This is a genomic window from Ruegeria lacuscaerulensis (genome assembly GCF_013034745.1).
GTDB lineage: Bacteria > Pseudomonadota > Alphaproteobacteria > Rhodobacterales > Rhodobacteraceae > Ruegeria > Ruegeria lacuscaerulensis_B.
In genome coordinates, this window is sequence record NZ_WQGP01000003.1 from 318,791 (window position 1) to 336,032 (window position 17,242).

Sequence of the window (17,242 nt, forward strand, 5' to 3'; positions counted from 1 at the left end):
GAGGGACGATCATGTCAGACCAAGAAAACAAACTGAACATCACACGCCGCGGAATGCTGGGGGCGACCGCCACCGGTGCCGTTCTGGCCGGGACCGGGCTGGGCTCGACCCTGATGACCGCCCGCGAGGCAAGCGCCGCTGCGAACGCGCATCTGGAACCGGGCGAGCTGGACGAATACTACGGCTTCTGGTCCTCAGGCCAAACCGGTGAGCTGCGCATCCTGGGTGTGCCCTCGATGCGTGAGCTGATGCGGGTGCCTGTGTTCAACCGCTGCTCAGCCACCGGCTGGGGTCAAACCAACGAGTCGCTGAAAATCCTGACCGAAGGCCTGCTGCCCGAAACCAAAGAGTTTCTGGCTGCCAACGGCAAGGTCACCTATGACAACGGCGACCTGCACCACCCGCACATGTCCTTCACGGATGGCACCTATGATGGTCGCTATCTGTTCATGAACGACAAAGCCAACACCCGCGTGGCCCGTGTGCGCTGCGACGTGATGAAATGCGACAAGATCATCGAGATCCCGAACGCGCATGACATCCACGGTCTGCGTCCGCAGAAATACCCGCGCACCGGCTACATCTTTGCCAATGGTGAGCATGAGGCGCCGCTGGTCAATGACGGCCAGATCCTCGACGATCCGTCGCAATACGTGAACATCTTTACCGCCATCGACGGCGACACGATGGAGATCGCATGGCAGGTGATAGTGTCGGGCAACCTCGACAACACCGACTGCGACTATCAGGGCAAATACGCGTTTTCGACCTCGTACAACTCGGAAATGGGCATGAACCTGGCCGAGATGACCGAGAATGAGCTGGACCACGTGGTCGTGTTCAACCTCAAAGGCATTGAAGACGCAATTGCTGCGGGGAATTATCAGGAGCTGAACGGCGTCAAGGTCGTAGACGGCCGTAAAGAGGCTGGCGGCAACCTGACCCGCTACATCCCGATCCCGAACTCGCCACACGGTGTGAATGCCGCGCCCGACAAGAAACACATCATGATCAACGGAAAGCTGTCTCCGACCGTGTCGGTGATCGATGTCGAAAAAGTCGACGCGCTGTTTGCCGACAACGCTGATCCGCGCTCGGCCATCGTCGCGGAACCGCAACTGGGTCTTGGCCCGCTTCACACCGCGTTCGACGGCAAGGGCAACGCCTATACCACCCTGTTCCTGGACAGCCAGGTGGTGAAGTGGGACATCGCCAAAGCGATCGAAGCCTATGGTGGCGCGGACGTCGATCCGATCCTCGACAAGGTGGACGTGCAGTATCAGCCGGGTCACAACTCGACCTCGATGGGTGAGACTGCTGAGGCTGACGGCAAATGGCTGATTTCGATGAACAAGTTCTCGAAAGACCGCTTCCTGAACGTGGGACCGCTGAAGCCTGAGAATGAGCAGCTGATCGACATCTCGGGCGACAAGATGAAGGTGGTCCATGACGGCCCGACCTTTGCGGAGCCGCATGACTCGATCCTTGTACACCGGTCCAAAGTGAACCCGGTCAATGTCTGGGATCGCAACGACCCGATGTGGGAAGATGCGCGCAAACAGGCCGAGGCCGATGGCGTCGATCTGGATTATGGCGCGGATGAGCCGATCCGGGATGGCAATAAGGTGCGCGTCTACATGACCTCGGTCGCCCCTGTGTTCAGCATGGAGAAGTTCACCGTCAAGCAGGGCGACGAAGTCACCGTCTATGTCACCAACCTGGACGATGTGGATGATGTGACCCACGGCTTCTGCCTGTCGAACTTCGGTATCGCGATGGAGGTTGCCCCGCAGGCCACCGCCTCGGTCACGTTCATTGCCGACCGTCCGGGCGTGCATTGGTTCTATTGCCAGTGGTTCTGCCACGCGCTGCACATGGAAATGCGCGGCCGGATGTTTGTTGAGCCGCGGAGCGCGTAGTCATGCGTTGGTCCCTGCTCATACCGCTCCTGCTCGGCTCGCCCCTTTGGGCGGCGGACTGGGATGTGCCCAACCGGGCGGGGGCCATCAATCAGATACTGGCGCAGGCGGCGGATGGGGATACCCTCCGCCTGAGCCCCGGCACCTATGCCGAAACACTGGTTCTGGATCGGCCCGTCACGATTGACGGGCTGGGACAGGCCACGATTGACGGACAAGGCGAAGGCAGCGTTATCACCGTGACCGGACCCGGCGTGACGGTGCGCGGGCTGACGGTGATCGGCTCCGGTTCAGACCATGACGGGATCGACAGCGGCATCCAACTGACCAAAACGGCAACCGCGCCTGTGGTCGAGGATAATGTGCTGCTGGGCAATCTCTATGGCATCGACATCCACGGGGCCAAGGACGGCATCGTGCGCCGCAACCGGATCGAAGGGCGGCAGGACCGCCACATGAACGCGCGCGGCAATGGGGTCTATGTCTGGAACGCTCCCGGGGCCGTTGTCGCCGACAATGACATTCAATTTGGCCGCGATGGGATTTTCGTAAATTCTTCGAAGAAGAATTTGTTCACCGGCAACCTGTTTCGTGATCTGCGCTTTGCGGTGCACTATATGTATGCCGACAACTCCGTGGTCAGCAACAACGTCTCGATCGGCAACGATCTGGGCTATGCGGTGATGTTCACCTCGAATGTCAAAGTCACCGACAATGTGTCGATTGATGACCGCGAACATGGCGTGATGCTGAACTATGCCAACAAAAGCGTCATCACCGGCAATGTGGTCAAAGGTGCGAAAGAGAAATGCACCTTCCTCTATAACTCGAACAAGAACGACTTCACTGACAACTGGTTTGAAGGCTGCGGCATCGGCATCCACTTTACCGCCGGGTCCGAACGCAACCGGATCGTCGGCAACGCCTTTGTCGGCAACCGGACACAGGTGAAATATGTCTCGACCAAATGGGTCGAGTGGTCAGAAGACGGGCGCGGAAACTATTGGTCCGATTTCGCCGCCTATGATGTGGATGGCAACGGCGTGGCCGATGCCCCTTATCGCCCCAACGATTCAATGGACCATGTACTGTGGACCCAACCCGCAGCCAAATTGTTGCTCGGCTCACCTGCCGTGCAGCTGGTGCGCTGGTCGCAATCGGCCTTCCCGGCGCTGTTGCCGGGAGGCGTGGTGGACAGCAACCCCTTGATGCAAGCCCCTGAACCCCCAGCGACGAAAAAGGTGCCTCATGACGGATAAGGCCCTGACGATTGACCAAGTCTGCAAAGACCGTGGCAAGACCCGCGTTCTTGACGATATCACCCTGTCTCTTGCCCCCGGTCAGCGCGTTGCGCTGCTGGGCCATAACGGTGCGGGCAAGTCGACGCTGATCAAATCCATCCTTGGCCTGACGCCGATCCATGGCGGAGCCATTCGGATCGGAGACGTCGCCCCCGGTACGGCGCAGGCGCGGCGAGAGACAGCCTACTTGCCCGAGGCGGTATCCTTCCACCCGGCCTTGACGGGCCGCGAACAACTGACCCTGTTTGCGCAACTCTCGGGCGCGAAAGCAGACGTGCCCGGCCTGTTGGAGCGGGTCGGCCTCAGCGATGCGCTGGACCGCCGGATCGGAGCCTATTCAAAAGGAATGCGGCAACGTCTGGGTCTGGCGCAGGTGCTGCTGGGTCAGCCCAAAGTGGCGTTGCTGGACGAACCGACCAGCGGGCTGGACCCGATCTCGCGGCAGGACCTCTATGCCATTATTGACGAGCTTGCCGCGCAGGGCACTGCCGTCCTGATCGCGTCTCACGCCTTGACCGAGGTCGAGGCCCGCACCGATCGCATTGCCATCATGCGCAAGGGTCGGATGGTTACCAATGACACGCTGACCAACCTGTCGGCATTGGCCGGTCTGCCGATCCGCCTGAAGGTGCGCGCCAGTGCCAACCCTGAGGCGCTGGCTGCCGAACTGGGTGGCAACCGGATCAACGGGGCTTCGGTCGAACTGCTCTGCTCTCCTGAAGACAAAATGGAGGCCCTGCGTCGCATAGCCGGATTGGGCGACGCGGTGGCGGATGTGGAAATGACGCCGCCCAAGCTGGAAGACCTCTATCGCCATTACGCACAGGAGGGATCGCGATGACCCGCTTCCTTGCCATCACTCGCACCGAAATGCTGATCCTGCGCCGCAACCGCTGGCTGCTTGTCGCCACGCTGATCATGGTGCTGTTCGCCTTGGCGCTGACCTTTGCGGGCAGCGCGCCAACCGGCACGCTGGGGGTCGATATGCTCACCGTCTCGGTCGCCTCGATGACCACACTGTCGGTCTATCTTGCGCCCTTGCTGGCGCTGATGATTTCTTTCGACGCCATCGCGGGCGACGTGGACCGGGGCAGCCTTTCCCTATTGTTGTCCTATCCTGCAGGGCGCGGAGAAATCCTGTTGGGCAAGTTCACCGCCCATCTGGCCGCGCTGGCCTTCGCCATGACCGTCGGCTTTGGCACGGCAGGCGCAGTGGCCACCTTCTTTGGAGGCGCGGGGGCCGAAAGCCTGATAGCTCTGACGCGACTGATCCTCACATCCATCCTGCTGGGCGCCGTCTTTCTGGCGCTGGGATACCTGCTGTCTGCCCTGGCAAAGGGGGCTACGGCGGCAGCGGGTCTGTCGGCCGGGCTATGGCTGGTTTTTGTTGTCCTCTATGATCTGGGCCTGTTGGGGGCCGTCGTCTTGGACAAGGGCGGCAGCTTCACCCAATCCGTCTTTCCATGGGTGATGGTGGCCAACCCGGCCGACGCATTCCGTCTGTGGAACATTGCCGCGACCGAGGGTGTCGCCATGGCCTCCGGCATGACCGGGGCCGCGCAGGCCCTGCCCTTCTGGGCCGCGCCCGCCTCACTTCTGATCTGGCCGGTGCTTGCCTTCGCGCTCGCGCGACTGGCCTTCCGGAGGGTCGAACCATGAAACGCTTGTACCTGATTGCCCTGATTGCCCTGACCGCCTGCAAAGAAGAGGTTGCCGAGGCCCCCGACCCGGTGGATTTAACCCCCGATGCGCTGAGTTTCTTCTGCCAGATGAACATCGCCGAACATGGCGGACCCAAGGGGCAAATCCATCTGGAAGGCTACCCTACGCCGCTCTTCTTTGCGCAGGTCCGCGACATGGTGGCTTATCTAAAAAGCCCCGAACGTGACGCCGCCATCACCGCTGTATATGTCAGCGACATGAGCGTCGCACCCAGTTGGCGACAACCCGGCATTTCCAACTGGATCGCCGCCGCCGACTCCACCTTTGTAGTCGGCGCCAACGTCGCGGGGGGAATGGGCGCGCGCGAAGTTGTGCCTTTTGGCGATGCCAGCGCGGCGCAGGCCTTTATCGACATTTATGGCGGCGCCGCCTTGACCCTGTCCGATATCCCCGATGCCGAAGTGTTGGGCCCCGTCGATCTGAACCTTGCGCTGGAGACCCCGTCATGACCGCTCTGACCCGCCGCCGGTTTCTGGCTATTTCCGCAGCCTGCGCCTGTACTCCGGTTGCCGCCGCTGAGTCTGCGCGATGGCACGGCTCAGCATTGGGCGCAAAGGCCAGCCTACGCGTGGAAGGACTAACCAACACTGAAGCAGCACCCATTTTCGATGCCGTCGCGGCCGAGCTGACCAGGCTTGAGAATATTTTCAGCCTGTATCGCCCTCACTCTGAGCTGAGCCGACTGAATACTGATGGACACCTGATAGCACCGTCACCCGAACTGTTGAAAGTTCTAAGCTTGTGTTCCGCGTTGCATGACGCCTCGGACGGCGCGTTCGACCCAACGATACAACCTCTCTGGATGGCGTTCGCCAAAGGAGCGGAACTCTCTGAACTGAATCGCGCGCAGCGCGGGATTGGATGGCACAAAGTGTTAGTAAACACGGATGCAATCCGCCTGCCAGATCCGGGATTTTCAGGATTGACCCTGAACGGAATTGCCCAGGGCGAAATCACTGATCGTATCGCAAGTCTGCTAAACGGGTTCGGCCTGCGCAATATTTTGGTTGATATGGGCGAGATATCAGCCCGAGGCACCCGTAGCGATGGAAGCGACTGGCAAGTCGGCCTGGCAGGTCCCAGGCATATCGTAAGGGGGCGGCTTTCGTTACGTGACCGTGCTGTCGCAACCTCGGCACCGGCAATGATGAAGCTGGCTGCGGGACGTCACCACATTCTTGACCCAAAAAACCGAATGGCACCGCAGAGTACTGTGTCCGTTTCTGCCGCAAATGCCGCCTTGGCAGATGGGTTGTCGACTGCGCTATGCGTGACACCAGATAGGAAGGTCAGGTCAGTCTTGTCCCACTTCCCGGACGCCAAACTTGAGATGCTCGTCCCCTAGGCTCAGGACCCATTGATTTTCGTTTTGCTGCCAACCATGGCGAAGAAAAGACGGTCAAAATCTTCCTCTCAGCAATCGCGCTCGCCGCTTTGGTCATCTATCGGCCATGAGGCCTGAGCCTAAGCAGCAACTTGGGACTACGGCTGCGCTCGGTCTTGTCAGCGCATTTTTCACCGGATTCCGTTATCGGTAAGACACTGTTCAATGGGCCCGTAAGAGGCTGGCGTCGTGAGCGTCTTGCCGGAACGAGTCTCAGCACAATCAAATGAGCGCCCGGGACCTTATCCGCGGAACTTTGCTGCCGAAACCCTAGCAATCATCTCTTTCGGGCGGCCCAACGCCGATTACACTTGTCAACGCAGTGGAAAGGCATCTGGAGTGATCTGCCCTGTCTCCGCTACTGTCCAACCGCGTGTTTTTAGTGAGTCCGTCGCTAAACCGGACATCTCGTCCGAAACAAAAAGCACGATGGGACCTTCGGTCGCCTCAGTAAGATTGGCAGAGAATGCATCCAGCGTTTCGGTCCAGCTCAGGTAGTCTACTGGAGCCATGACCACGGAGTTGCTACTACCTCCAACGCCAATGATTGTGCCTTGTACGCGCAACTGGGACAGTGATTCTTTGGTCACGTGATACGTCCTGAACATGTCCAAGGTCTGCACCAGGAAACGCGCCTGACCTTCCGAGCCCACACTCAGGATCAACGGAAGGACATCCGCCCGGCCTTGCACCCCCTCAAGCGATTTCAATGAATCCGCCACCACAGCTTGCATGCTGAGCGTATAGTAGCTGTGCCGCAAAAAGCGGTCGACTTGATCACGCGGCACGCCGACGGACAAAAGCGTTTCCTCAACCTGCACGCGCAGATCACCGGGGGCGGTATCCCAAACCCAGTCACTGAGCCGCGAGGATGACGACAGGACCAACCCGCCCGGAACCAAACTGGTCAAGACATTGACGCCAAGCCCCCCCGCGAAGGCCGCCCAAGTAACCTCATCCAGCCGCGTGGCGAGGAGTTGATTGGTAGTATAGGGATCGACACCCAATTCCTTGGCCAGACGGCGGCGCTGTTTGTCAAACCCAAGGATATTTACAGCAACATCTCCGCTGGCGCGCGCGACATTCTCAGTAAAGCTGCCCTGCGGACCGGCTTGTAAATCTGCCGAGCCTCCGGGAAGGTTAGAGGTGGTCTCGGGATCAACGCCGGGCAAGTTGCCCTCTCGGACATCGCCCAGTTTTTGCAGCCCCGTCTTGGCCGACCGTCCGGTACGTTTGAGAAACCGCCCGACACCTTCGGGCACACCTTTCAGAGTTTCCTTCGGCTGCTTCGCAAATTGGCGCAGGTTTTCAAACGTCTCTCCGGCTGTGTCTTCGGCAGCGTCGATGAATTGCTGGTCATTCTGGATGTGGTCCAGCGCAGCAAGAGCTCGGATTTCGGCCAACCGCGCCTGCAACATACCCGGACCAGAGGCCGAGAATTGCCCGAACTGCGTCTCGATGCGGTAGGTCGCCATGTACCCATCCGTCGGGACCTGTTCGTCGATGCGATAAATCTCGGTCGCAAGCGGAACGTCCTGAACGCTTTCCTGCGCAGACAGTATGGGCTGTGCTTCATACTCGGCACTGAACGCAACTGTTGGCACAAACAGCAACACAATAGGAAATGCCTTAACAAAATTCATTCGTTCCATCCCTTTTCCGCGCATCCCGGCCAAATTGCACAAACACGGAACACGGGGACGCTGCAGATCTTCAATCATCCCGACAGCAAGCACCGAGATGTCTTTCTTGTCCAGTCCGGGGCTCCATACTGCGACGGGGGCTATGGCGACGGCGTAGATGTGGAAGCCCATCTTGCGCTAAAGCTGCGATCCAATAGGCAAAATGGCCAAAAACCCGGCCTTGATATGATCAAAGAAACTACCGGTGGGTTCATGTCGGTTCAGCAAGATCGCACCATCCTCGCGGTAGGACCTCCAGGTGACGCGTTTTTCCTCGTCATATTGGACCGAATAGGTGTTTTGCTTCAAAGCTTCGTCAAGCGCAGCAACCGCGCGTCGCGTCAGGTCCGGCGAGTCCACAAGCACGCCCATTTCTGTGTTTATGTTGACCGACCGCGGGTCCCAGTTGAACGAGCCCACGAACAGGTATCGCTCATCGATGGTAAATGCCTTCGTGTGCAAACCCGCGCGCGACTGACCCCAATTCACCCCCCGCTGATTGACCCGGTCCGAGTCAGGGCGCAGTTCGAACAGTTCCACGCCCCCGTCCAATAGAGCGCGGCGTTCCCTTGCATAATGCGCATAAACCGGCGCCACATCGTTTGACGCCAGCGAATTGGTGACAACACGCACCTTAACCCCGCGATCCTCGAGTTCGCTCAGCCATTTAACCCCTCGCTTACGGGGCACAAAATAGGCTGAGATGACGTCGACCGAGCTTTCAGCCTTTTGGAAATAGGGTACCAACTTCGAGGCCAGAATGGGCTGATCATTGTCGACACCGGCTGCCTTGGACGGCGGGTCGGAATACAGTTTGGCCGGAACCCAGTCTAGCCTGAGCGTCTTGAGGGTAAAAGTCTCTTGCGCGGTCTTCTTGACCGCTGCCGCATACGGTGTTTTCAGGGCTTCATCGACCAGCGCATTCAGACGCACGCGGGCATCTGCCAGACCCAGAGTCTCGGGTTCGCCAATCACCGCACGGGCAGGAACAGCAAATTCGCTGTTCCAGTATTCGTCAAAATTGTCGGACACCTCGTTCACCACAGGCCCGGCGACGAAGATATCCAGATCTGCATAGTTAAACTCTTCCTTGGCCAGGAAGTACTCATCCCCCACATTTCGACCACCAACGATGGAAATAGTGTTGTCGACGGTTATGGACTTGTTATGCATGCGCCGGTTGATGCGTTTGAAATCGGTCAAACCTGCAACCAACAGGCTTTGGTCACGCCAGAAAGGATTGAACAGCCGGATCTCGATATTTTCATGAGAATCCAGTGCGGCAGTCATCGCGTCGTAACCCGATGTATCCATGTCATCCAGCAGCAGCCTGACCCGTACACCGCGATCCGCCGCGTTCAGCAGGCTCAGCGCAAACAATTGCCCGGTCAGATCGTTGTGCAGCAGATAGTATTGCGCATCTATTGTCACATCCGCCTGCGATGCCAGAACCAGACGCGCGGCCAGTGCCTCTTCGCCGTTGCTGATCAGCTTGACACCCGACCGTCCGTCACGTGGATCACCCAGTTTGCGCACCGCTGTCGTCAACCTGCTATTGGAAGGGCTCTCGACCGCCCGCGATGGGACTTGAACAAAATCCCTAGGCCCAGCCGAACAGGCCGCCAGAGCGATCAATCCCAACAAAGGCCAAAGCAGTTTTCTCGGCATCTTCCTTCTTCCTTTAGCCTTAGTCGTTTGCCCGGATCGGTTGGGTTCGACGTCTCATTTACCGACTTACCTTAGCACCTTAGTATCCTGTACCGAGCTTTTTCGCATCGACCGCAAAGTACAGTTGGGAATCTCGCCAAAATCGCTTTCACTTTGCAGGGCGATGGCGGCGTTGGTTCTTAACCGAATCCAACACCGCAAACGCTCTGATGCCTTCTGGAAATGCGATACGACCGGATGCTGGAATCGACGCGCAGGATCAGTTCACAGGCTGCCATTCCTCAGTCGGATCAAACCCTTTTATGCCTGCCGCCTTTTCCAGCGTGTCCTCGCCCAGAACAGCCTCGAACACGACACCGTTTTCCGAAACCATGAAACTGTGCACGCCGGTCTCTCCGAATTCTGCTGGAACGGCCAAAAGGGCATGACCCGCAACCATGTGGCCATTGACGATGTAGTCCATCGCTCCGCCGGGCGCCGCATCGGTTTGCTCTGTCAGGATACGGAAATAGTAACCTGAAAAGGGCTCGGGCGCGAAGTCGGTTTCGCCGTCACTGAAGCCAAAAGCCGAAGCACGCGCGAAAAGCTCACCCAACAGCGTGTCTTCGGATGCCCAGAACAGCCCATCCCGCTGATCGGCAGAAGTCGAAATGATCTGGCTTGCGAATTCCCTGACCCCGTCGCCGTCTTGATCCTGCGACCGGAAATCGGCCTGTATTTCGACATAGGCCTCCATCAATTCGATCACGTCCAGCTCGTTGCGGCCGATTTCGCGCAGACGCACTTCTTCCCGGCCTGAGTCGTTGTCGAAAGACCATGATGTGTCCGTCTTTGCTATGGGCACCGGGAACAGCCAGCCTTCCTCACCCAGCGCAATCAGGACCGAGCCATCGTCTTGCGGCACAAGCCGATAGCCTTCTTTGTAGAGGGACAACAGTGCCAGCTTGTTGATCTTGTCCTCGACCGGGTTTCCATCGGAAAGATAGTCCGCAGCCTCTGGCCCGAAGACGGCCAGAGCAGCACCCGCCTCAGGGCTTTTCAGCGCTGCGACCATCGCCTCAAGCGCCTCTTGCGGAGAGGCATATGCGGCAGGTTCAGCCCAGGCCGGACCAGTGAGAAATGCGGTGATTGCAGTTGCTTTGATCAAAGTATTGGTCATGCTCTTATCTCCTCCGCTGGGCTTTTTGGTGGCTAGCTTTGCCCCGTTGCGAAGCCGAGCGTGCTTTTTGCCCGCTGGATTTCTTGTGGGTCGCCTTCGGCTTGCTGACCGCTTTGGGCTTAGAGGCTTTGGTGACATGGGACTTGGTCCCGGATGGTTTCTTGACCGCTGGCTTTTGGGTCGGTTTCTTCACGGCCTTATTCGGCGTGGCCCGATTAACCTTGGGCGTACCCCCATCCTTCATGGTTTTCCGAACTGCTTCCGTTTTGGCCTGCGATCCGGGCCGGGAGATATCTGGCGCACCGGATTTCTGGGACAGTTTGCTTCGCAAGGCATCCGCGCTGCTGTCACCTTTGTCTATCGGCAGCTTGGTCTTACCCCCTGGATCCTTTTTGGAGGCAATCTTGTCTCGCGCCTGATCTTTCTTTCGATCATCCGGTTTCCAGCCATCGTCAGGACGATTGATGTTACCGTTCCCGATATTGACGTCATTGCCGATATTCACATTGCCGTCGATATCCAGATCAATATTCGGGTTTCGATAGATCGGGCCCCCACCCCAACCCCCGCAATTTCGACAACCCCAGTAGTCATTCCAGTCGTCGTCATCGTCAAAAATGGCGTCGATCAGGGCGAATGTCCCAAACGCGATAGCTCCGGTGACAATGGCGTCGCCAACAAGGTTGCTGTTGCTGTCGGTATAAACGACCTGAGGGTCATATTGCGGCACATAAACAACTTCGGGATCCGCAGGTTGGATAATGACGGTTTCGTCTTCCGTGACCTCGACAAGCTGTTCTTCACCCGATACGAGCGCACCGTTGTTGATCGCCTGGGTCCGCATGGTCTGAACGGCGACCATCACCTCGTCACTTTGGGCAAGCATGGCGTCGCCCATGGTTTCGGTCCATTCGATATGGGTAGCCATATCCTCGATCACTTCGGGGAAGGCGACGGCCAGAACCTCGACACTTTCGTCCCATTCTTCGGCTTCGACGGCAGCTTGAATGACTTCGGGTTCCTCGCCGTCCATGTTGGCCAGCAACCGGTCGCTTTTGACAACTTCCATCGGGCTGGTCGCCGCAACCAGTATCTGAATCAAAAGCGTGTCCGGAAACAAAGCAATCGGCGCGACGAGATTTTCCAGCTCGGCCTGGGTAAGCAGATCGGTGTCTGATATAGGTTCCGCGACACCCTCCTGTTCGGACTGCGCCCCCACTAACGTCGGTGTGAAAACCAGAAACGCGGATACAATCCAACGAACGATATCAGCCATATCTCCCCCCCTTTTTATCAGCAAATGTCCGAGGCCCAATTCGCCGCGGACACACGGGAAAACTCATCCCGTTATTCGAATGCTTAAATTTATCTCATGTTGTCGCGGGAGGGGCTTCTATGTAAAGGGCCTTTGGCTCAAATGTCGGAACACCTGTTTGAAGAAGAGCATGGGTACTGCTGGTTTGCCGCTGGTACCTTCGACATTGGGACCCATGCATGATCACGGGCGAAGCCGGCGAGATCTCGCTGTTTTTTACAAACCGCTCAAGCGACGTTCGTAGCCCGTACGATTTTTCGAACAGCGTTCGCTGCGTCAGGCCGGTCTCACGTCCACACCCTTAGAGCAACTCAATTCGGCGCGCTCTCTTGGGGCAAATAGCGATCCAACAGGGCGTCAACCAGACCCGAAAGAAGCCGGTCACCTTCTGGCTGATCAACGCGCAGAATATCTTCCAAAATGATGAACTGCTCCATTCCTGTCGTCATCGCCAACCGCTTTTTCAGATCCTCGAAGTCTGAGGGATTCATTCGACCACGAACAGGTTCAAGCGCTTCGCCAAATGCAGCCACGCGTCGGGCCCCCCGTATGTTTCTGCGCGCGTCCTCCAAAGCTGCCTTCAGTGACTCTGCCAGGAACTGCCGGAAATAGGCTTCGTGATCACGTGAGAAATCCAAGTAATATTGCGCAACCTTTTGCACACGGCTTCGTACGTCAGCGAGATCTTCCAATAGGCGCGAAGTCGGCAAAACCTCGAAATCCAACGTCGCATCAAGCGCCAAAACTCCGGGGTCTGAAAAATACCTGTACACGGTCGCACGGCTGGTTTTCGCACGATCCGCAACTTTCGCAAGAGTAACCTCTGTACCCTCGGCCATGATGTCGCGCGCCGCTTCCAGCAACGCCTCTCGGGTCCGGTTTTTCTGATTGGTTCGTTGGGCCAATATTCAAGTTCCTAAATGTTACACTTGTCTTATAAAGAGATGTATGTATCATAAACTCACTTTGATTTTAGTAAAGGGAATCTTCAACGTGGAACAGACTCGCCCGCGCATTTATCACCTTTTCGGCAATCTCTTGACCTTTCACGCGTTCCCTGCGGAGACCGGGGACAAATACGCAATCGTCGAAATCAAGACTGCGCCCGGAGCAGGCGCGCCTCCAAACCATCATGCCGGAGAGGAAGAGAGCTTCTTTGTTTTGGAAGGCGAGTTCGAATTTATGGTCGATGGGCAGACGCTTGGCGTTCGCGCAGGTGATTTTGTGAAAGTACCCGATGGAGCGGTTCACGCGTTCACATGTAAGGGGCCCCAAGCAGGTCGTTTGCTGTGCATCAACGCGCCCGGCGCAATGCATGACACATTCTTCACCGAAGCAGGTGAAGCAATGCCGGACAGCACGACAGAAATTCCTGAACCCGACGGCCCGCCAGACATCCCAGCAATCGTAGCTTTGGCAGATAGAATCGGCATGACAATCCTCGCGCCGGATCATGCTCCGACCTGAAGCGGGTCCTTTGTTCACGCGAGATGGGAGTACGAAAAATGAAATGCATAGGTTTGTTTTTGACCCCAATCCTTCTGCCGCTGGTCGCGATGGCTGATCCGAGTATCGAACGCGGTGAGTACCTTGTACGAGGGCCAGCTGCGTGCGGAAATTGTCATACACCGCAGGGCCCCAACGGCCCGGACATGTCCAATGAGTTCGGCGGAATGTTGGTCGAAAAGAACGAGATGATGGAGGCCTGGGCCGTCAATATAACGCCAGGTAGCCGGATCGCAGACTGGAGCGACGCAGACCTGGTGCGCGCAATTCGGGAAGGCATCCGCCCGGACGGTTCTGTCATCGGACCGCCCATGCCCATCGGGCTTTACCGCAGCCTTAGCGACGATGACGTTATGTCCATGGTAATGTTCCTGCGCACCGTCCCCGCGAGCAAGAATGAAACGCCTTTTTCAACCTACAACTTCCCCCTTCCGCCCAGCTATGGGCCGCCTGTGGGCCTGGTGACGGCCCCGCCCGCTGGACCAAGCGTCGAGTACGGAGAATACCTCGCCGGGCCAATTGCACATTGTATCGAATGCCACACTACCTTTGGGCCACAAGGACCAATGTTCGACACGCATCTTGGCGCCGGAGGTTTTGCCTTTCACGGTCCGTGGGGGGTCTCCATTGCACCAAACATCACATCGCACGAGGATGGGTTAGCCCAATATAGCGATGATGAGTTAAAGATGATGATCGCTTCGGGTGTACGGCCCGATGGCAGCCGAATGCGACCCCCAATGGGGTACGCGCATTATGCCCAGATGTCTTCAGATGATCTTCAGGCAATTGTCCTGTACCTTCGGACAATCCCGGCTCTACCGGACCCATGACCGGTCTGACACCGCCAGGTTTTCGTTCGGGTTAGCAGGGAATTTTGTAACGCGCGCGTTGCTGAAACAGAGCACAACAAATAGGCCAAACAGTTTTCACTATTCGGCGTTCTATTGCTTCGCTTGGCGGCCATGAATGCCATGGCCACCGACCCTAGAGCGGTGCCAAGGGCGGATCGTCAAGACCATGGGAGACGGAATTCTGGTCGAATTCGCGTCTCCAGTCGCCGCGCTACGCGCCGGCCTGCAAATACAGGACAGTATGCACGCGCGGGAAGTAGGCGAACCAAAAGATCACCGTCTGCGGTTTAGTGTCGGGATAAACCTCGGTGACGTCGTAGTAGATGGCGATGACGTATTGGGCGACGCTGTGAACATAGCCGCTCGGTTGGAGAGTTTGTCGCCCGTTGGCGGCATCTGTATCTCGCGCCAAGTACGTGATCAGGTGAATGGACGCATGGACGCTGAATTCACGTCACTCGGGCTGCAAACTGTAAAGAACATTCCAAATCCGTTGGAAGTCTAGAGCGTAGACGTTGTAGGTGACGACGCCATTCCAGTGGCTCAGACCGGTCGCGACGTGACGAGTGTCGCCGGGTTGCCGTTTGAGATTGACACGGACGACTCGGATCAATTGTTTCTCGCGTCCGCATTAGTGGAAGATGTCACCGCTGCACTAGGACGTTTTCGACGGGGTGGAAACCGCTTGCGGGTCTCGTCGCGTTTGAACGGCGCAAAAGACGAAGAACAGGTTTGAGCCAACCACTGGGATGGGCCGGCAGACGATTTGTTCGCCATTCTCGATCAACTCACCGGGGCCATCGTCATGGGCGTCGAGCCCGAGATTGGCGCGCATGAGCGTATGCTTTCCCGCTGCGCGCCGAACCACAGCCTTTCAGCCTAGGAGCTTTGTCAGCGCGATTTTACCATTTTGCACTCGCCACCCCCGAAGCGATGACAGAGTCACAACCTATTTTCGAAGCGGCCATCAAGGCAGATCCGGGCTATGCCCTGCCGCAGGCACTGTTGGCGCGCCAAAAATTTTTACTGCTGAGACTGGGCGTTGCGAAAGACCCTGTCGCCACGATTGCCCATGAAGAAAAAGCCCGACGCCTATACCCGTACGATCCTGTGGTTTGGGCATTTCTGACCACGCAGGCAGCGGGGCTGGTTTGCCGGGGTGTTGAAAGCGACTTGGAGGCGGCAGAAGAAAGATCGCGCGAAGCGATACTTGCAAACACCAAAGTCTGGCATCCCGCAGCCATAGCTGCGCTTTCAGCGACGCGGCGCGGGGATCATGACACGGCGCAAAAGCTGGTTCAGCGAGCGAAAGTGAAATTGCCAGTGTTCAGCGCATCCATGATTAGGCAGTCTCTCGGCAAAGGCGCGCAGACCGAGCCCTGGTCAAGCATTGCGGCAATGGTCGAGGACATGCGTCTTCCTTGATCCACGCTCACCACTTTGGCATTCACCGATCAAGCCAAGATTTTAACGGGCTACCGCTCTTAGACCGGAGTACCGCCAAATAGGTCACTCTTGTTTGTCTCGATGAAACTCCAACGCCATTTCGTCCATAATACCGAACGCCACCGGATAGAAGTTTTCGAACAGATCAATTACCGCAGATTCCTCTGCAGGATGATGTGTGCCGTCGGCATCCGTCAGCCGCCCCATCCGATACACAATCTCGGTCCCTTCTTCCACCGGGGCCAGTTCATAGGTCTCTAGATTAGTAAGGCCCTCGATGGACGAATTGTGGAGGATATCGGTCACATATTCGAATGGATTCCAATCGACGATCAGCATCTGAAAGTGAGCCGCCTCATGAATGCAGTGCAGGCGGACACCGGCTGACGTACGCGACACATCCCCTTCCCGATAGGCGTCTCTCAACATCATCCATCGCATCTTGAGTGCGGGGTCCGTAAGCATTTCCCAAGCAACCACCGGTGGGGCCTTCAGAATGTGCCGGGTTGTAAATACAGCCTCCTCATCGGTCACGCGCACAGGTCCGGCGATCTCTCGGTATTTTTGCCAAGCTGCCGCAAGGTCATAGACCCGCATGGGCACGTCACCAAAATGCTCGAACTGAGCGCTATATTGCATGAGATCCGATGTGATACCCATCGCCTGAAAAGCGTCTTCCGAGAACAGCGCATAGCTGCGTATCCCGGTCTCTTCCTTGACATCGGTCTTCGCCATACGATGGACAAGTATGACATCGGCACCCGAGATATCCTTCATCGGACCGATCGACAGTTCTTCAAACTTTCCGTGATGCGCAAGGATTTTCAGATCGAGGTCGGCGACGTTCCGGCATGCATTGCAAGGGCAAGTCGTGTTCTGCACGATGTTCCGGCGGCGTTCGGCGAACGCTCGATACAGGCTTTCGCATATGTTGAGGAACGTTTCGCCAGATGGGAACGGCCCGCTGGAGTAGGCAAGAACAGCGTCCCCTTCAAGGCCCCGCAGTTTCATCGGGTCTTTCAGCTCAATAACAATCGCCTCAAGCAAAGACCGTATGATCGGGTTGGCGTGCTCCAACTCTGACCGCGTCAGATATCCGGTATACCCGGTAATATCGGCGATTAGTAAGTAACCGGTTTGAACTGGCATTCCCGTCTTCCCATTTGCGCCCTGCCCGTTGACTGTAGCCTCCGCTATAGCACTGGACAAGCGGGTCAGCTCTGGCCCCTTCGGCAGCAGCCGCGCAGAACAAAACGTGCATCATCGGCCAGATACAACCACTGAAG

Annotated in this window: 17 protein-coding genes; 10 read left to right on the plus strand and 7 right to left on the minus strand. The window is 57.4% G+C overall.

The window, feature by feature from the left end; translation table 11 throughout:
• Window positions 1–11 precede the first annotated feature (11 nt).
• The 6 genes from nosZ to GOV79_RS07715 are packed head-to-tail and all read left to right on the plus strand — an operon-like array spanning window position 12 to window position 6,287.
• Entirely contained in the window at window positions 12–1,919 is a 1,908-nt protein-coding gene (nosZ, locus tag GOV79_RS07690; protein ID WP_170789312.1) for a TAT-dependent nitrous-oxide reductase, read from the plus strand.
• Between the two features lie 2 nt (window positions 1,920–1,921).
• Window positions 1,922–3,178 (plus strand): nitrous oxide reductase family maturation protein NosD, encoded by a 1,257-nt coding sequence (locus GOV79_RS07695; RefSeq protein WP_170789313.1) that lies wholly within the window; start codon window positions 1,922–1,924, stop codon window positions 3,176–3,178.
• On the plus strand, window positions 3,168–4,061 hold the full coding sequence (locus GOV79_RS07700) for an ABC transporter ATP-binding protein (protein ID WP_170789314.1): 894 nt from the start codon (window positions 3,168–3,170) through the stop codon (window positions 4,059–4,061). The genes GOV79_RS07695 and GOV79_RS07700 overlap by 11 nt, the downstream gene beginning before the upstream one ends.
• Window positions 4,058–4,879 (plus strand): ABC transporter permease, encoded by an 822-nt coding sequence (locus GOV79_RS07705; RefSeq protein WP_170789315.1) that lies wholly within the window; start codon window positions 4,058–4,060, stop codon window positions 4,877–4,879. The genes GOV79_RS07700 and GOV79_RS07705 overlap by 4 nt, the downstream gene beginning before the upstream one ends.
• Window positions 4,876–5,391: a nitrous oxide reductase accessory protein NosL gene (locus GOV79_RS07710; RefSeq protein ID WP_170789316.1), complete on the plus strand. Its 516-nt coding sequence runs from the start codon at window positions 4,876–4,878 to the stop codon at window positions 5,389–5,391. Before GOV79_RS07705 ends, GOV79_RS07710 begins: the two co-directional genes overlap by 4 nt.
• The gene (locus GOV79_RS07715; protein WP_170789317.1) at window positions 5,388–6,287 is read left to right on the plus strand and encodes an FAD:protein FMN transferase; all 900 of its coding nucleotides are present in this window, start codon (window positions 5,388–5,390) and stop codon (window positions 6,285–6,287) included. The genes GOV79_RS07710 and GOV79_RS07715 overlap by 4 nt, the downstream gene beginning before the upstream one ends.
• Before the next feature lie 353 nt (window positions 6,288–6,640).
• On the opposite strand, the gene GOV79_RS07720 is transcribed toward GOV79_RS07715, so the two are convergent.
• The 5 genes from GOV79_RS07720 to GOV79_RS07740 form a co-directional block, all read right to left on the minus strand.
• Window positions 6,641–7,969, minus strand: a complete 1,329-nt coding sequence (locus tag GOV79_RS07720) for a hypothetical protein (RefSeq protein ID WP_170789318.1) — start codon at window positions 7,967–7,969, stop codon at window positions 6,641–6,643.
• A 177-nt stretch (window positions 7,970–8,146) separates the two neighbouring features.
• Window positions 8,147–9,676 (minus strand): phospholipase D family protein, encoded by a 1,530-nt coding sequence (locus tag GOV79_RS07725; RefSeq protein ID WP_170783268.1) that lies wholly within the window; start codon window positions 9,674–9,676, stop codon window positions 8,147–8,149.
• A 259-nt stretch (window positions 9,677–9,935) separates the two neighbouring features.
• Window positions 9,936–10,835, minus strand: coding sequence for a DUF2950 family protein (locus GOV79_RS07730; protein ID WP_170789319.1), 900 nt, complete (start codon window positions 10,833–10,835; stop codon window positions 9,936–9,938).
• Between the two features lie 4 nt (window positions 10,836–10,839).
• On the minus strand, window positions 10,840–12,111 hold the full coding sequence (locus tag GOV79_RS07735; RefSeq protein ID WP_170789320.1) for a DUF3300 domain-containing protein: 1,272 nt from the start codon (window positions 12,109–12,111) through the stop codon (window positions 10,840–10,842).
• 350 nt (window positions 12,112–12,461) lie between these two features.
• Entirely contained in the window at window positions 12,462–13,055 is a 594-nt protein-coding gene (locus GOV79_RS07740; RefSeq protein WP_170789321.1) for a TetR/AcrR family transcriptional regulator, read from the minus strand.
• A gap of 88 nt (window positions 13,056–13,143) precedes the next feature.
• On the opposite strand from GOV79_RS07740, the gene GOV79_RS07745 reads away from it, so the two are divergent.
• The 3 genes from GOV79_RS07745 (at window position 13,144) to GOV79_RS07755 (ending at window position 15,015) form a co-directional block, all read left to right on the plus strand.
• On the plus strand, window positions 13,144–13,617 hold the full coding sequence (locus GOV79_RS07745) for a cupin domain-containing protein (protein WP_331252434.1): 474 nt from the start codon (window positions 13,144–13,146) through the stop codon (window positions 13,615–13,617).
• 59 nt (window positions 13,618–13,676) lie between these two features.
• Window positions 13,677–14,489 carry a c-type cytochrome gene (locus GOV79_RS07750; RefSeq protein ID WP_237217967.1) on the plus strand — a complete coding sequence of 271 codons (813 nt, stop codon included), beginning with the start codon at window positions 13,677–13,679 and terminating at the stop codon, window positions 14,487–14,489.
• 136 nt (window positions 14,490–14,625) lie between these two features.
• Window positions 14,626–15,015, plus strand: coding sequence for an adenylate/guanylate cyclase domain-containing protein (locus GOV79_RS07755; protein WP_170789322.1), 390 nt, complete (start codon window positions 14,626–14,628; stop codon window positions 15,013–15,015).
• Window positions 15,016–15,165: 150 nt separating this feature from the next.
• Here the strand turns inward: GOV79_RS07755 and GOV79_RS07760 are convergent, their stop codons facing one another.
• Window positions 15,166–15,345 (minus strand): hypothetical protein, encoded by a 180-nt coding sequence (locus GOV79_RS07760; RefSeq protein ID WP_170789323.1) that lies wholly within the window; start codon window positions 15,343–15,345, stop codon window positions 15,166–15,168.
• Window positions 15,346–15,443: 98 nt separating this feature from the next.
• Here GOV79_RS07760 and GOV79_RS07765 point away from each other — a divergent pair, with 98 nt between their 5' ends.
• A complete protein-coding gene (locus GOV79_RS07765) occupies window positions 15,444–15,935 on the plus strand; it encodes a hypothetical protein (protein WP_170789324.1) in 492 nt (163 codons plus the stop codon).
• An 84-nt stretch (window positions 15,936–16,019) separates the two neighbouring features.
• On the opposite strand, the gene GOV79_RS07770 is transcribed toward GOV79_RS07765, so the two are convergent.
• On the minus strand, window positions 16,020–17,105 hold the full coding sequence (locus GOV79_RS07770) for a DUF2652 domain-containing protein (protein ID WP_170789325.1): 1,086 nt from the start codon (window positions 17,103–17,105) through the stop codon (window positions 16,020–16,022).
• Between the last annotated feature and the right edge of the window lie 137 nt (window positions 17,106–17,242).

Coding starts and splice junctions, on each gene's coding strand:
- GOV79_RS07735 (WP_170789320.1), bottom strand. CDS start 12,111: ATGGCTGATATCGTTCGTTGGATTGTATCCGCGTTTCTGGTTTTCACA.
- GOV79_RS07695 (WP_170789313.1), top strand. CDS start 1,922: ATGCGTTGGTCCCTGCTCATACCGCTCCTGCTCGGCTCGCCCCTTTGG.
- GOV79_RS07725 (WP_170783268.1), bottom strand. CDS start 9,676: ATGCCGAGAAAACTGCTTTGGCCTTTGTTGGGATTGATCGCTCTGGCG.
- GOV79_RS07705 (WP_170789315.1), top strand. CDS start 4,058: ATGACCCGCTTCCTTGCCATCACTCGCACCGAAATGCTGATCCTGCGC.
- GOV79_RS07730 (WP_170789319.1), bottom strand. CDS start 10,835: ATGACCAATACTTTGATCAAAGCAACTGCAATCACCGCATTTCTCACT.
- GOV79_RS07715 (WP_170789317.1), top strand. CDS start 5,388: ATGACCGCTCTGACCCGCCGCCGGTTTCTGGCTATTTCCGCAGCCTGC.
- GOV79_RS07760 (WP_170789323.1), bottom strand. CDS start 15,345: ATGCGCGCCAATCTCGGGCTCGACGCCCATGACGATGGCCCCGGTGAG.
- GOV79_RS07765 (WP_170789324.1), top strand. CDS start 15,444: ATGACAGAGTCACAACCTATTTTCGAAGCGGCCATCAAGGCAGATCCG.
- GOV79_RS07755 (WP_170789322.1), top strand. CDS start 14,626: ATGCCATGGCCACCGACCCTAGAGCGGTGCCAAGGGCGGATCGTCAAG.
- GOV79_RS07770 (WP_170789325.1), bottom strand. CDS start 17,105: ATGCCAGTTCAAACCGGTTACTTACTAATCGCCGATATTACCGGGTAT.
- GOV79_RS07720 (WP_170789318.1), bottom strand. CDS start 7,969: ATGAATTTTGTTAAGGCATTTCCTATTGTGTTGCTGTTTGTGCCAACA.
- GOV79_RS07700 (WP_170789314.1), top strand. CDS start 3,168: ATGACGGATAAGGCCCTGACGATTGACCAAGTCTGCAAAGACCGTGGC.
- nosZ (WP_170789312.1), top strand. CDS start 12: ATGTCAGACCAAGAAAACAAACTGAACATCACACGCCGCGGAATGCTG.
- GOV79_RS07710 (WP_170789316.1), top strand. CDS start 4,876: ATGAAACGCTTGTACCTGATTGCCCTGATTGCCCTGACCGCCTGCAAA.